This window comes from Viridibacterium curvum (genome assembly GCF_039544165.1).
In the GTDB taxonomy this organism is placed as follows: Bacteria; Pseudomonadota; Gammaproteobacteria; order Burkholderiales; family Rhodocyclaceae; genus Viridibacterium; species Viridibacterium curvum.
The window spans coordinates 147,097-161,709 of the sequence record NZ_BAABLD010000008.1 but is presented as its reverse complement, the minus strand read 5'-3'; the positions used below and the strand labels follow the sequence as shown (position 1 = coordinate 161,709).

The following is a 14,613-nucleotide window of genomic DNA, read 5'->3' as shown; positions in this document are numbered from 1 at the left end:
CTGGAGGTCGTCGCGCTTACCAGAGACACTCTGCATATGAATCAGAAAGTTGCACTCATTACCGGCGTAACGGGCCAGGACGGCGCCTACCTCGCGGAACTGTTGCTGAAGAAGGGTTATGCCGTGCACGGCATCAAGCGCCGCACCTCGTTGCTGAACACGGATCGTATCGATCACCTGTTTCATGACCCGCACACCGAGGGCAAGGACTTCACCCTGCACCATGGTGACCTGACTGATTCGAGCAGCTTGTTGCGCATCATCGCGCTGGTGCAGCCCGACGAGATCTACAACCTCGCGGCGCAAAGCCATGTTGCGGTGTCCTTCGAAGAGCCTGAGTACACGGCCAACTCGGATGGCATCGGCACGCTACGTATCCTCGAAGCAATCCGTATCCTCGGGCTGGAGAAGAAGACGCGCTTCTATCAGGCCTCCACTTCAGAGCTATACGGCTTGGTGCAGGAGACGCCGCAGAAGGAAACCACGCCGTTCTATCCGCGCAGCCCCTACGCGGTTGCCAAGCTCTACGCTTACTGGATCACGGTCAATTACCGAGAGGCGTACGGGATCTACGCCTGTAACGGCATCCTGTTCAACCACGAGTCTCCGATTCGCGGCGAGACCTTCGTGACGCGCAAAATCACGCGCGCTATGGCGCATATCGCATTGGGGCTGCAGGATTGTCTCTACCTGGGCAACATGGACTCCCTGCGTGATTGGGGCCATGCGCGTGACTATGTCGAGATGCAATGGATGATGTTGCAGCAGGACAAACCCGAGGACTATGTGATCGCCACTGGCGAGCAGCACAGCGTGCGGGAATTTGTGAATATTTCGGCGGCCGAGTTGGGCATAGAAATGTCGTGGAGCGGCACTGGCGTCGACGAAATCGGTACGGTGAAGTCTGTCGCAGCGGATTCAGCCGCTGCGTTGCTGAAGCCTGGGCAGGTTATCGTGCGTGTCGATCCGCGTTACTTCCGCCCTGCTGAAGTAGAGACCCTGCTGGGTGATGCCACCAAAGCGCGCACTCAACTAGGCTGGGTGCCGCGAACCTCGTTTGCTGAACTGGTATCCGAAATGGTATTGGCTGACCTTGAACTGGCGCGCCGCGAGAAGGAGTCCCTGGGCCGCGGGTTCAAGGTTTATCGCCCCGACCTGGAGGCCAAGTGAGCATGACCGGCAAGATCCTGCTCACCGGCGGCTCTGGCATGGTGGGTCGCAATCTGCTCGATCTGGCACGTGAGCGCGGTGTCAGCATCGTAGCTCCGCGCAGCAGCCAATTGAACCTGCTGGATGCAGTACAGACGCGAGCCATGCTGGCTGAAATCCAGCCCGACCTCATCGTACACGCCGCGGGTCATGTTGGTGGCATCCAGGCCAATATGCGTGAGCCCGTTCAGTTCCTGACGGCCAATTGGGACATGGGCCGCAATCTGGTGACGGCTGCGCGCGAGATGGGTGTGCCGCGCCTCATCAATCTCGGCAGCTCCTGCATGTATCCGCGCAACCGCCAGGAAGCACTGCGTGAAGAAGATGTGCTGACCGGCGAACTGGAGCCTACCAACGAGGGCTACGCAATCGCCAAGATTGCCGTGGCGCGTCTGTGCGACTACGTGCGCCGCGAGACGCCGGCCTGTCAGTACAAGACCCTGATTCCCTGCAATCTCTACGGGGCCTATGACAAGTTCGATCCGGCGCGTTCGCACCTTGTCCCGGCCGTGATCCACAAGCTGCACTGTGCTGTGAAGAATGGTCAGGCCGATGTCGAAATCTGGGGGGATGGCACGGCGCGCCGCGAGTTCATGCATGCACGCGATCTGGCCGATGCGATCCTGCACGCCGTTGTGCATTTCGACAGCCTGCCGGACTACCTCAATATCGGGTTGGGTAAGGATTACTCGGTCAATGAGTACTACCGGGCGGCTGCCGAGGTGATCGGTTTTACCGGTCGCTTCGTGCACGACACCAGCAAGCCGGTCGGTATGGCGCGCAAGCTGACCGACGTGAGCCGCGCGCGTGACTGGGGCTGGCAGGCTGAAACCGGCCTCGTTGAAGGCCTGCGCCTGACCTATGAACACTATCTTTCTATTGGAGTTGCAGATGTCGTATCCGCTGGCTAGTACGAGCTGGGATCACGAGGAGATCGCGGCCATGCAGGCCGTGATCGAGTCGGGCATGTTCACGATGGGTCGCCATGTGGCGGACTTCGAGAAGGCCTTTGCCGAGTTCGCGGGTTCGAAGTTCTGCGTGATGTGCAACTCGGGCTCCTCGGCCAACGTACTGATGGTCGCCGCCCTGCGCTATCGCAAGGATAAGCCCCTGCTGCCGGGCGCCGAGGTAATCGTGCCGGCGGTGTCTTGGAGTACGACCTACTACCCGCTTTACCAGTACGGCCTCAAGCTGCGTTTCGTTGACATCGATCCGCATACGCTCAATTTCAATCTCGATGCCCTGGCAGCCGCCATCACCGACGACACGCGCGCCATCATGGCAGTGAATCTGCTCGGCAATCCGAACGATTTCGCGCGCATCCGCCAGATTGTGGGCACGCGCGACATCGTGCTGATGGAAGACAACTGCGAGTCGATGGGAGCCACCTTCGAAGGCCGTCAGGCTGGCACCTTTGGCATCATGGGCAGCTACAGCGCCTTCTTCAGCCACCACATCTCGACGATGGAAGGCGGCATGATCGTCACTGACGACGAAGAGCTTTACCAGCTCATGCTGTGTTTGCGTGCGCACGGCTGGACGCGCAACCTGCCGAAAGAAAATCTCGTCTGCGGCACCAAGAGCGATAACGCCTTCGAAGAGTCTTTCCGCTTCGTGTTGCCGGGCTACAACTTCCGCCCGCTCGAATTGTCGGGTGCCATCGGTTTGCAGCAGGTGAAGAAGCTGCCCGGCATGATTCGCGAGCGTCGCGCCAATGGTGAGCGTTACGTCGCTTTGATGCGCGAGTTCCCGTGGCTGCGCGTGCAGCGCGAAATTGGTGAAAGCAGCTGGTTTGGCTTCAGCATGGTGCTTGAGCCTGACGCACCGATCAGTCGTGAGCGGCTCGTCGCCATCTTCAATGAACACCGCATTGACGTGCGCCCCATCGTGGCGGGCAACTTCGCCAAGAACGAAGTGCTCAAGTGGATGAGCTACACCATCAGCGGCACGCTGACAGCTGCTGACGAGATCGACAAGCGCGGCTTGTTCATCGGCAATCACCACTTTGCGCTGGATGATTGTCTTGCCACGTTGCAATCGGCATTGCGTAAGGCTTGCTGAGGAGCAGGGACATGAAAGCAGTCATCCTGGCGGGCGGCTTCGGGACACGTATCAGCGAAGAAACTGCCCTCAAGCCCAAGCCCATGGTGGAGATTGGCGGCAAGCCGATCCTCTGGCACATCATGAAGATCTATTCTGCGCATGGCATCCATGACTTCGTGATCTGCTGTGGCTACAAGGGTTACGTGATCAAGGAGTACTTCGCCAACTACTTCCTGCATACCTCGGATGTTACCTTCGATATGCAGAATAATTCGATGCAGGTGCACGAGCGCTACGCGGAACCTTGGAAAGTCACCCTCGTCGACACCGGTGAGAAGACCATGACTGGTGGCCGACTGAAGCGTGTGGCGCCCTATGTGCGCGACGAAGAGGCGTTCTGCTTTACTTACGGCGATGGTGTTAGTGATGTGGATATCACAGCTTCCATCGCCTTCCACAAGGCGGCGGGTGTCAAGGCAACGCTGACGGCGACCATACCGCCCGGGCGCTTTGGTGCGCTCGATCTGCATGACGGGAAAGTGGCGAGTTTCAAGGAAAAGCCTCAGGGTGACGGCGCCATGATCAACGGCGGTTTTTTTGTCTTGTCGCCCCTGGTGCTCGAGTATCTTGAGAGTGACGCCACGGTGTGGGAGCGTGAGCCGCTGGAACGCCTCGCGGCCGAGGGCAGTCTTGCCGCGTTCGAGCACAAGGGCTTTTGGCAACCCATGGATACCCAGCGTGATAAGAACCTGCTTGAAGACATGTGGGCGGCCGAAAGGGCGCCCTGGAAGGTGTGGAAGTGAACGCAGACTTCTGGCGCGGTCGCCGCGTCTTCCTGACGGGGCACACGGGTTTCAAGGGTAGCTGGTTGTCCTTGTGGCTGCAGCAGCTTGGTGCGGACGTCACGGGGTATGCCCTGCCTGCACCGACCACGCCCAGCCTGTTTGAACTGGCAGAAGTGTCGCGAGGCATGCGTTCGGTGATCAGCGATGTGCGTGACGCCGAGGCGCTGACACGCGCGATGCGCGAAGCGGCGCCGGAGATCGTTCTGCATATGGCGGCGCAGCCGCTGGTGCGTTACTCCTACGCCAATCCGGTGGAGACTTACGCGACCAATGTGATGGGCGTCGTGAACCTGTTCGAGGCCATTCGCCAGACGCCTTCGGTGCGCGCCGTGCTCAATGTGACGACGGACAAATGCTATGACAACCGCGAATGGGTGTGGGGTTATCGCGAGAACGAGGCGTTGGGTGGGCATGATCCTTATAGCAGCAGCAAGGCTTGCGCGGAGATCGTGACGGCGGCCTACCGCAGTTCGTACTTCGGCGTCGGTAGCGGCCGTGCTCTGGCTGTTGCGACTGCACGTGCGGGGAATGTAATTGGAGGTGGTGATTGGGCGGCTGACCGTTTGATTCCCGACATGATGCGTGCGGTCGCCGCTGGACGCCCACTGCGGATCCGCAATCCGCATGCGATACGTCCTTGGCAGCATGTGCTGGAACCCTTGTCGGGTTACCTCGCGCTGGCCGAGCGTCTGGTGACGGATGGTGAGGAGTTTGCGTCAGCATGGAATTTTGGCCCGCGTGAAGACGATGCGCAGAGAGTAGGCTGGATCGTCGAGCGCCTCGTGGCGGCCTGGGGCCATGGTGCTGCGTGGGAACAGGAGGGCGCGCCGCAACCGCATGAGGCCGGTGTGCTCAAGCTCGATTGCGCCAAAGCGCGCAGCCAGCTTGGCTGGACGCCGCGCTGGACGCTGGCGCAGGCAATCGACAACATCGTGGCTTGGCACAAGGCCGCGCTCGCTGGCGAGGACATGCGCAGCATGACGCTCGCCCAGATCAACGCTTATCAGCAGTGCAGTACGAAAGAACCTTCATGAGTCAGGAACAACTCCGCCAGCAGATTATCGAGCTGGTCAGACAATATGGTGAACAGGCCACTCGTCCTCGCCCCTTCGAGCCGGGCGCTACCGTTGTGCCGCCTGCGGGCAAAGTGATCGGTGCGCGTGAGATGGAGCTTATGGTCGAGGCCTCGCTGGACGGCTGGCTGACGACCGGACGCTTCAACGACGAGTTCGAGAAACGACTCGCAGCCTTCCTCGGGGTCAAGCACCTGATCACCGTGAACTCGGGTTCATCCGCGAATCTCGTTGCGTTTTCGACCCTGACCTCGCCGCGTCTGGGCGAGCGTGCCATCAAGCAGGGCGACGAGGTTATCGGTGTGGCAGCGGGCTTCCCGACCACAGTAAATCCCATCATCCAGTTCGGTGCTGTGCCGGTATTCGTCGATGTAGAACTGGGTACTTACAACATCGATGCCAGCAAGATCGAGGCTGCCATCACGCCGAAGACCAAGGCCATCATGCTGGCCCATACGCTGGGTAATCCCTACAACCTCGATGTCATCACGGCGCTCTGCAAGAAGTACAAGCTGTGGCTGGTTGAAGATTGCTGTGATGCGTTGGGTTCGACCTACAAAGGCCAGCTTGTCGGGACTTTCGGCGACATCGCCACGCTGAGCTTTTACCCCGCGCACCACATCACCATGGGTGAAGGTGGCGCAGTGTTCACGAACAACTACGAACTCAAGCAGATCGCCGAGTCCTTCCGTGACTGGGGTCGCGACTGTTACTGCGCGCCGGGCAAGGACAATACCTGCGGCAAGCGTTTCTGCTGGAAGCTGGGCACCTTGCCCGAGGGTTACGATCACAAGTACACCTACTCGCACCTCGGCTACAACCTCAAGATCACCGACATGCAAGCGGCATGCGGTCTGGCGCAGCTTGATCGTGCTCAGGGTTTCGTCGAAGCGCGCCGGCAGAACTTTGCCTGGCTTAAGAATCGCCTCAAGAGCTGCGAAGAGTTCCTGATCCTGCCTGAGGCAACTCCTGCTTCCGACCCGTCGTGGTTCGGCTTCCCGATCACTATCAAGCCCGAGGCGAACTGCAATCGCGTCGATTTTCTGACCTATCTGGATCAGTACAAAATCGGCACCCGTTTGCTGTTCGCGGGCAACCTGACGCGTCAGCCCTACATGATGGGCCGTAACTATCGCGTGTCGGGTGACCTGATCAACACCGACATCGTCATGAACAGCACCTTCTGGGTGGGCATTTACCCGGGTTTGACCGAAGAGATGCTCGCGTTCGTTGCCGAGAAGGTGGAGACTTTCCTTGGCGTCAATTTCTAGGCACGCGAGGACAGGCCAGACATGCGTGCGCCGTTGCCACAGGATGACCTTGATCTGGTGTTGTCATTAACCCCGGATTTCTGGCGGCGCAATCGTGGCGCGCGTTGGTTCATCACAGGTGGTACCGGCTTCATCGGATCATGGTTGCTGGAAAGCATCCTGCACGCAAACCGCAAGTTCAACTGTGACATGACGGCCGTGGTGCTAAGTCGTGATCCGTCGCGAGCGCACAAACAGGCCCCCCACATATTTACTTCTTCTGCCTTCACCCTGCTCGAGGGGGATGTGCAGAATTTTGCCTGGCCAGCTGGCCGTTTTGATCTTTGCATACACGCAGCAACCGACGTGGCTGATGTCGGATGTGCAGCGGATCACCTGACTTTATTCGAATCCATTGTGCAGGGTACGCGACGTGTCGTGCAGTTCGCTGCGCAGGCGGGGGCGTCAAATTTCCTGCTCACTTCCAGCGGTGCCGTATATGGAGCCCAGCCGGCAGACCTTGAACGAATTCCCGAAGAGTATGTCGGCGCACCCGATGTCAGGAACCTGCGTTCCGCCTATGGTGAAGGAAAGCGCGCTGCAGAATGGTTCGCTTTTGCGAACGCTCGACCGGACTTCCGGGTCACTGTTGCGCGCATCTTTGCGCTGGTGGGCCCCAACATGCCGCTTGATGGTCACTTTGCTGCGGGCAACTTCGTCCGTGATGCCATACGTGGCGAATCCATTGCGATTCAGGGGGATGGCCGCTCCCTTCGTTCCTATCTTTACGCAGCGGATGCCTGCGCGGGTTTGATCCGCATTCTTGCTTCCGGCCGTGGCGGGCAAGCCTACAACCTCGGTTCAGAGCATGCAGTGTCCATCGCGCAACTGGCTCAATGCGTGATGGAAGCGGCGGATTGCAGCCTGCCAGTGAGCATCGCGCAAGTGGCTGACTTGCAGCAGCCTGCGCAACGCTATGTTCCGGCGACAGGCAAGGCGCAAAACGAACTGGGTCTCGCTGAATGGACGCCGCTTTCCGCCGCTTTGAAAAAAACGATTGAATGGAACAGACTGCAGGAAATGTCATGACTACTTTCGATCCTCTGCAGGTTCGCCGCACCGTGCTGCGCATGGCTTATGCTGGTTCGACCGTGCATATCGGTTGCGCGTTCTCGATAGTTGAATTGTTGACGGTGTTGTATCGCTCGCACCTGAGGTTCGACGGGCACGACCCGCGTGCGACTGGACGTGACTATCTTGTGCTTAGCAAGGGACATGGCGTAATGGCCCAATACGCTTGCCTTCACGAGAGCGGATGCCTGAGTGCTGAGGAGATGCAGCGTTACTTCGGCGACGGCACGCGCCTCAAGGGTTTGGCTGATGCTCACGTGCCCGGCATCGAAGCCACCACTGGCTCCCTTGGCCATGGCCTTTCCGTGGCTGCGGGTCTGGCGCTTGGCGCGAAGCTGGGCAAGACTGATCAGCGTTGCTATACGGTGGTTGGCGACGGCGAAATCAATGAAGGAACGATCTGGGAGGCGATGCTGTTTGCCGCACAGTTCCGGCTCGACAACCTGTTCGTATTGGTGGACAAGAACGGCTTTCAGGCGATGGGGACGACCGACGAAGTCATCGCACTCGGAGACGTCGGCGGCAAGTTCGCGGCATTTGGTTGCGATGTAGCGAAAGTGGATGGCCACGACGAAGGACAGATCGACGCAGCGCTTGTATCGATGAAGGCTATGCAGAATGGGCGCCCCAAGGTCATCGTCGCGAATACCGTCAAGGGCAAGGGCGTTTCGTTCATGGAAAACGACAACCGCTGGCATTACACGCGCCTTGATGCGGGCACCTATGCTGCGGCAATGGCTGAACTGGAAGGTGCCGCATGAGGACTGCTTTCTCGGATGCGATTGTTGCTGCGGCGGAAACTGACTCACGCGTGCTGATGCTGACGGGTGATCATGGCTACGCCCTGTTCGATCCATTTCGCAAGCGTTGTCCAGCGCAATACATCAATTGCGGCATTGCCGAGCAGAACATGGTGGGGGTGGCAGCCGGTCTTGCGAAGGCGGGCTTTCGTCCGGTCGTCTATGGTCTGGCGGCATTTGTGCCGCTCCGTGTCCTCGAGCAGATCAAGATTGATGTTTGTTACGAAGACCTGCCGGTAATTTTTGTCGGCGATGGCGCCGGCTTTGTCTATAGCCATCTTGGGACGAGCCATCAGTCGACCGAAGACATTGCCTGTACGCGTGCCCTGCCCGGTCTAACTGTGTTGTCGCCATCAGATCGCTATGAAGTGACGGCCGCGATGCAGCTGGCGTTCGAAAGCAAGGGGCCGGTCTACCTCCGCCTCGGAAAGTCTGATCGCGGAGATGTACACACAGGTCCCGTGAGTTTTGCGGCGGGCGAACTGCTGCAGGTAAGGAGTGGCAGTGGGCGTGTTGCCGTACTGGCTACGGGCTCCATGGTGCGTACTGCAGTGGATATCGTCGACGGCGGCTTGGTGGCTGATGTGTGGAGCGTGCCCAGTATCAAACCGCTCGACCGCGGAGCGCTGGAGGCCATCTGCGCCGAGGCAGAGTCGCTCATCGTGATGGAAGAGCATTCCGTGCACGGTGGGTTGGGCAGTGTCATTGCCGAACTGGTGGCAGGCCTGTCGCGGCCGGTGCGCGTATGTCGTATCGGGGTCAACGATCGTTTTTCGCGCTATTGCGGAACCTATGATTACCTCTTGCGTGAGCATGAGCTCGACGCGGCTTCGGTCGCGCGCCGCATTGCTGCTTTTGGTGTCGCTGCAGCATGATCCAGGCTGGCGTTCAAATCATCATCCTCGCCCGCGATCGTCCTGATTTTCTACGCGATGCCTTGCGATCGATTTGCACACAGGACACACGGGATTTTTCCGTCTGTATTTCCGACAACTCGGAAACTGATGCAGTCGAGGCGATGGTGGGCGCCGAGTTTCCACAGTTCACCTATGTTCGGCGTCGTCCGGCATTGCCGGCGCTTGAGCACTTTCGACGCGTCATGGAGGAAAGCTCCGCTGAGCATGTGGTGTTCTTTCATGACGACGATGTGATGTGCCCAACATTCGTACGCACGCTGTCAGCGGCACTGGAAGCAGACCCTGGGGTGGCGGCAGTAGCTGGCAATGCCGCGATCCTGAAAAATTCCTGTGTGACGGCCGTTACGACAATGGGTGGCGTTAGCGCGGTGCGCGACATTGCGGGGGCTGAAGCCCTGGCGCGCGCATATCTCGAGCACCAGTCTTCTGGCGTCGCGGCATTTCCCGGTTACATGTACCGTCGCGCCACACTCGCGGGTTTGTGCCTTGATCCGGATCACGGGGGCAAGTACGCCGACGTTTCGTTTCTCATGAAGCTTGCGGAGCGCGGGCGATTGCGCTGGCTACCGCAAGTGTTGATGCACTACCGTATCCATGGTGGCAACGACAGCGGTCGCGAGTCCATTCCACAGGTGCGAAAATTGTTGCATTACGTGTGTAGCACAACGAGTATCCGGCGGGACTCTGCCATCGTCCGCGAATATCGCTATCGCTACTGGTTGCGCTGGTGGCGCGTGCGCAGAACTGCAATGAACCGCAACTCGCCCTGGCGAGAAAGGGTCGTTCAGCGTTATCTCGTGCTAGGCGGATTGCGCTTCGCCTTGACGCGGCCTGACATCTGTTTGCGTTACATGAATCGCCGCGGACGCTGATGCCATGTTGTTGATCGTTGTCGGACGGCTTTTGCAGTTCCTCATAATGTTCGTAAGCGTCAAGCTCATGACGACCTTGTTGCCTCCGCAACAGGCTGGAGTGGCGGCGTTGGTTACGACAACGACTTCGTTCTTTGCGCTGTTCCTGGTCAATCCTGTCGGCATGTTCATCAACAGGCGTCTGCATGCGTGGGTAGAGGCAGGCGTGATGCGCAGACGTTTTCATCTTTACTGCTTGTATCTGGCCGGAGTGGCGTTGTGCTCGGGACTGTTTGTATGGGGTATGGCTGAGGTCGGATGGTTCGACACAGGTCTTGGCGGATGGACGATGGCCCTGCTCGTATCAACGTCTTTACTGTTCAATACGATCAATCAGACACTGATACCGTCGCTGAACATGATTGGCCGCGTGCGGGGTTTCATGGCGTTGACATTGCTGACATTGTTTGGCGGCCTCCTCGCATCGTGGTCGCTGGGGCATTTCAGCGGCTTGCATTCTGCTTTGAGCTGGCTGGCTGGCGCCATCATGGCGCAGGCTGTTTTCGGCCTCGTTGCCTATCGCATATTCTTCAAGCGACCTGAGTCGGCAGTGCCTGACATGCCCCGCGCAGTGCAGCTGAGCAGCCTGTTCGATTTCTGTTGGCCGGTTGCATTGGCGGTAGCGTTCAATTGGGTGCACATGCAGGGTTACAGGTTCCTGCTGGCTGAGGAAGGCGGGCTGGCGGAGCTCGGTTTGTTTGCGGCGGGCTACGGAATCGCTGCCGCCGTGTTGGCTGCAGTCGAGATGATTCTGGGGACGCGTTTGCAGCCTTTATTCTATCGACGCGCAAATTCTGCCGATGTGGCAGAGCGCGGTCAGGCCTGGGCGGCCTATGCGCGGGCATTGGTGCCAGCTGCAACGCTGGCTGCGGCGGCTGTCATGGCTGCAGCTCCCGATTTGACACCCGTGATGCTTGGGCCGGAGTACGTCGGGGCCAGCCGCTATGTCGCGCTGGGGGCCTGTGCTGAATGGGCGCGCATGATGATCGGTATCTTTTCGCTCAACTCGCACTTGCACATGAACACACGCAGGTTGATCCTGCCGAACCTTGGCGGGGCCGTTGTCAGTACGCTGCTGATTGTTTGCCTGCTACCCGCGCAGGGTCTGATGGTTGCGCCGCTCGCTGTGATGGCTGGTGGTTTGCTGATCATCGTGGCCTTGTACTGCTTTGCACGGGCTGGTGCCGACAGGATGCGGCTCGATGTGGCGGGACTGGTGTCTGGCCTTGTTCTTTCGGTCTTGCTGGTGGCCGGTATGTCTGTCCTGCGATCGACACTTGCTGCGGCCGGTTCGCAGCTGCCACATTTGCTTGGACTGTTATGCGTGGCGGTCGTCTGGAGCGCAGTTTGTGCCTTGCTGTTCCGCGACCGAATCGTTCGCCCATTGTTGCGAGAAGCTTGATGAGAATCCTCCTGATCTGCATGCAGTACGACTATGGCGTGGCGGAGCGCGGCCATTCCTACGAGTACTACAATTTCTACCAGAGCTTGCGCGACGCGGGGCACGAGGTGACGCTTTTCGATTACATGGAAGAGCTCAAGCGTCACGGCAAAGAGGCGATGAATCGCAAGCTTCAGGAACAGACTGAAGATCTGCGTCCGGATGTCGCGGTGTTTTCGCTTTACACAGACCAGTTGGTGCCGGAAACCGTGGCAGCCGTGCGCAAGCTGACGAAAACCCTGTGTTTCTTCCACGACGACACTTGGCGCAAGGATTTCTCCCGTTTCTGGGCGCCGCATTTCGACCATTTCACCTCGTCCGATTTCGAAAGTGGGCGCAAGTACGCACGTCTTGGCATCCCGGGTATTCTGCATATGCCCTTTGGCGTCAACGAAGCTCTGTACCGTCCGCTGGAGGTTGAAAGGAGTATCGACGTGGCTTTCGTCGGTGCCTGGCATCCGGTGCGTGAATGGCTCATCAAGCGTTTGCGCCGAGCGGGCATCCAGGTTGAGGTTGCCGGCAGCGGTTGGCCGGCCGGCATTCTCGACCATGCTGCGATGGTGAAGAAGTTCAACATGGCACGTATCAACCTCAACCTGTCGAACTCAAGTTCCTGGGATGCGCGCTATCTGCTGCGCTCACCGCGTGGCGTGCTCAATGCCTTGCGTTCGCCAAAGAATGTCGAGCAGATCAAGGCCCGGCATTTCGAGATCAATGCTTGTCGCGCCTTCCAGTTGTCCTATTACGTGGATGGGCTCGAGCGCTGCTATGCTCTGGGTGAAGAAATGGCGGTGTACCTGGATCCGGACGATTTGATCGAGAAGGTGCGCTATTACCTGGACGATGAAGCCTTGCGCGAAGACATGGCAACCCGAGCATGGCAGCGCACGCTGAGAGAGCACACCTATGCGCAGCGGTTTGCGAAAGTGTTTCTCGCCATGGGCTTTACGCCTGGGCAGGCTTTGCCGGGAGCTGCAGAATGAGCTTGGCAGAACACGCCATCTTCCTGGAGCCGTCTAGTGCTGGCTTTCTCGGTGACAAGCTGTTCGATACCAGCGACCGTCACCTGAATCGTGATGGCACGCTGCTGCCCTTCGCTCGCTTGCGTGAGTACTGGGCGGCGCGTGGGGTCCCGGTGCACACTGCGGACGCTCTGCGCAGCGGTGCGGTGCGAGCACGTACGAATCACTACTGGTCTTTCGGCATGCTTGATGGGTATGGCGAATTGCGTGGGCAGCCTGACGTGCGTTTGCGTGGGTTTGTACTGTTTGAGCCACCGCTTGTTTTGCCGGCCATGTACGCTCGCTTGCCTGCTTTGTCGCAGGATTTCGAGCAAATCCATATTCACAACACAGTGGGGGATCTCTATTCCCTGGATGGCGTCGATGCAGCGAAGCTCAGGCAATTGTTCTGGCCGCAGCCCTACGATGTTGAGCAGGAGCCTTTCTGGTCCCGAACGGAGCGCAGCGATCGGTTCGTGATCATTTCCGGCAACCATAATCCGAAGTTCCGCAAGCCTGAGTATTACAGCAAGCGTATCGAAGCCGTCGGCGCGTTGGCGTCGGTGGATGCGGTTGATCTCTATGGCCGTGGTTGGGAGCGCTGGTTTTCCAAGCAGTCTGCATGGTGGCCGTACTGGTGGAATATCCGCGCAATCCGGCGATCTTTCCGTGGCAGTTGTAACAGCAAGCTTGAAGTACTCAGCCGCTATCGCTTCAGCATCTGCTTCGAGAACACCCCAATGCGCGGATATTTCACGGAGAAGATGTTCGACTGCCTGTATGCCGGTACGGTGCCGATTTATCTCGGCGCTCCCGATATCGAACAGCTTGTGCCACAGGAGACCTTCGTAGATGCGCGGCACTGTACGGATTTCAGGGCGCTGCATCGAAGACTGTCCGCCATGCCCGCGACGGAGTGGCAGGACATGCGCGAAGCAGGTCGGGCTTTCCTGCGGGGCATCGGAAAGCGGCGCTATTTCGATGCTTTGATGAACATCTGCGAAATGCCTTTCGGATAGCGGATCATGGCTGAGCGCATTGCCGACGTTGCCGTCATCATTCCCATGCTCAACGAGGCTGAAACCTTGCCCTTCCTGTTGCGCGACCTGGCCGCGCAGACCGTGCGACCACGAGAGTTGCTGTTCTCGGATGCGGGATCGTCGGATGGTTCCGCACGCATCGTCAGCGCGTGGTGGGAGGCTGCCGCATGGGAGGGAGGTAGTTGTCAGGTGTTGTCGTCACCCGGTGCGTTGCCAGGAGGAGGACGCAATCGTGGACTTGCGCAGTGCACCGCGCGCCGCATTGCATTCATCGACGCCGGTCTGGGCTTGTCGCCGGAATGGCTGGAGGAAATGCTCGAAGCGCTCGATGGCAGTGATGGCCTGGACGCCATTTATGCGCAATGCCGCTTTCAAGGGACGGGGGTACTTGGTGCCGCGCTGTGTGGTCTGTCGTATGGACAAGGCGCCGAGCGGCCAGCCCTGGTTGGCTCGTTGTTCAAGCAGGAGGCTGTGCGGCGCTCTGGCCTGTTTGCGGAACACCTGCGGGCTGGCGAAGACTTGCGCTGGACGAAAGGCTTTGACGCTGCAGGTGGCAAGCGCGGGCGAGCACCGCGAGCGCTGATCCACTACATGTTCTTCCCCCCATCGTTCGCTGCGGCCATCCGCAAGTGGCGTGTCTATGAGAAGTACGCCGTATTGGCTGGTGTGGGCGGTCGATCGCGCTTGCTTAGTTGCCTTTTGCTCGCAATGGGCGTTGCAGGCGTCGTTATTCCTGCGGCATGGTTTCTGGGCGTGCTTTACTTGTTGGGGCGCGGAGTCGCGGACCCGCTGCGTCGCAGTGACCGACGGTTATGGTTGTCGTCGCCTGCAGCTGTAGCGCTGGCCTTGTTGCTGGCGCCTGCGCTGGATGTTGCCAAGCTGTGGGGTGGGATTCAGGGCTGCGTTGCACGATTCTCTGGCGCAGCGTCGCGAGTGGGGGAATCCTGATGCG

14 protein-coding genes are annotated in these 14,613 nt (G+C 59.1%); all 14 read left to right on the top strand.

Features of this window, described 5'->3' with window-relative positions; all coding sequences use genetic code 11:
• The first annotated feature begins 36 nt into the window (after window positions 1-36).
• From gmd to ABEA02_RS08380, 14 genes are read left to right on the top strand one after another with little or no spacing between them, the layout of a single operon-like run.
• A complete protein-coding gene (gmd, locus tag ABEA02_RS08445) occupies window positions 37-1,170 on the top strand; it encodes a GDP-mannose 4,6-dehydratase (protein WP_345532458.1) in 1,134 nt (377 codons plus the stop codon).
• A 2-nt stretch (window positions 1,171-1,172) separates the two neighbouring features.
• On the top strand, window positions 1,173-2,120 hold the full coding sequence (locus ABEA02_RS08440; protein WP_345532457.1) for a GDP-L-fucose synthase family protein: 948 nt from the start codon (window positions 1,173-1,175) through the stop codon (window positions 2,118-2,120).
• A complete protein-coding gene (locus ABEA02_RS08435; RefSeq protein ID WP_345532456.1) occupies window positions 2,101-3,270 on the top strand; it encodes a DegT/DnrJ/EryC1/StrS family aminotransferase in 1,170 nt (389 codons plus the stop codon). The genes ABEA02_RS08440 and ABEA02_RS08435 overlap by 20 nt, the downstream gene beginning before the upstream one ends.
• An 11-nt stretch (window positions 3,271-3,281) precedes the next feature.
• A complete protein-coding gene (gene rfbF, locus ABEA02_RS08430) occupies window positions 3,282-4,055 on the top strand; it encodes a glucose-1-phosphate cytidylyltransferase (RefSeq protein ID WP_345532455.1) in 774 nt (257 codons plus the stop codon).
• A complete protein-coding gene (rfbG, locus tag ABEA02_RS08425) occupies window positions 4,052-5,131 on the top strand; it encodes a CDP-glucose 4,6-dehydratase (RefSeq protein ID WP_345532454.1) in 1,080 nt (359 codons plus the stop codon). The genes rfbF and rfbG overlap by 4 nt, the downstream gene beginning before the upstream one ends.
• Window positions 5,128-6,441: a lipopolysaccharide biosynthesis protein RfbH gene (gene rfbH / locus ABEA02_RS08420; RefSeq protein WP_345532453.1), complete on the top strand. Its 1,314-nt coding sequence runs from the start codon at window positions 5,128-5,130 to the stop codon at window positions 6,439-6,441. Before rfbG ends, rfbH begins: the two co-directional genes overlap by 4 nt.
• A gap of 21 nt (window positions 6,442-6,462) precedes the next feature.
• Entirely contained in the window at window positions 6,463-7,509 is a 1,047-nt protein-coding gene (locus ABEA02_RS08415) for an NAD-dependent epimerase/dehydratase family protein (protein ID WP_345532452.1), read from the top strand.
• Window positions 7,482-8,312, top strand: coding sequence for a transketolase (locus ABEA02_RS08410; RefSeq protein ID WP_345532451.1), 831 nt, complete (start codon window positions 7,482-7,484; stop codon window positions 8,310-8,312). The genes ABEA02_RS08415 and ABEA02_RS08410 overlap by 28 nt, the downstream gene beginning before the upstream one ends.
• Window positions 8,309-9,226 (top strand): transketolase family protein, encoded by a 918-nt coding sequence (locus tag ABEA02_RS08405; protein ID WP_345532450.1) that lies wholly within the window; start codon window positions 8,309-8,311, stop codon window positions 9,224-9,226. The genes ABEA02_RS08410 and ABEA02_RS08405 overlap by 4 nt, the downstream gene beginning before the upstream one ends.
• Window positions 9,223-10,140: a glycosyltransferase family 2 protein gene (locus ABEA02_RS08400; protein WP_345532449.1), complete on the top strand. Its 918-nt coding sequence runs from the start codon at window positions 9,223-9,225 to the stop codon at window positions 10,138-10,140. The genes ABEA02_RS08405 and ABEA02_RS08400 overlap by 4 nt, the downstream gene beginning before the upstream one ends.
• Window positions 10,141-10,144: 4 nt before the next feature.
• Window positions 10,145-11,581, top strand: coding sequence for a lipopolysaccharide biosynthesis protein (locus ABEA02_RS08395; protein ID WP_345532448.1), 1,437 nt, complete (start codon window positions 10,145-10,147; stop codon window positions 11,579-11,581).
• Window positions 11,581-12,603 carry a CgeB family protein gene (locus tag ABEA02_RS08390; RefSeq protein ID WP_345532446.1) on the top strand — a complete coding sequence of 341 codons (1,023 nt, stop codon included), beginning with the start codon at window positions 11,581-11,583 and terminating at the stop codon, window positions 12,601-12,603. Before ABEA02_RS08395 ends, ABEA02_RS08390 begins: the two co-directional genes overlap by 1 nt.
• A complete protein-coding gene (locus ABEA02_RS08385; RefSeq protein WP_345532445.1) occupies window positions 12,600-13,640 on the top strand; it encodes a glycosyltransferase family 10 domain-containing protein in 1,041 nt (346 codons plus the stop codon). The genes ABEA02_RS08390 and ABEA02_RS08385 overlap by 4 nt, the downstream gene beginning before the upstream one ends.
• Window positions 13,641-13,646: 6 nt before the next feature.
• On the top strand, window positions 13,647-14,609 hold the full coding sequence (locus ABEA02_RS08380; RefSeq protein WP_345532444.1) for a glycosyltransferase: 963 nt from the start codon (window positions 13,647-13,649) through the stop codon (window positions 14,607-14,609).
• The last annotated feature ends 4 nt before the right edge of the window (window positions 14,610-14,613 follow it).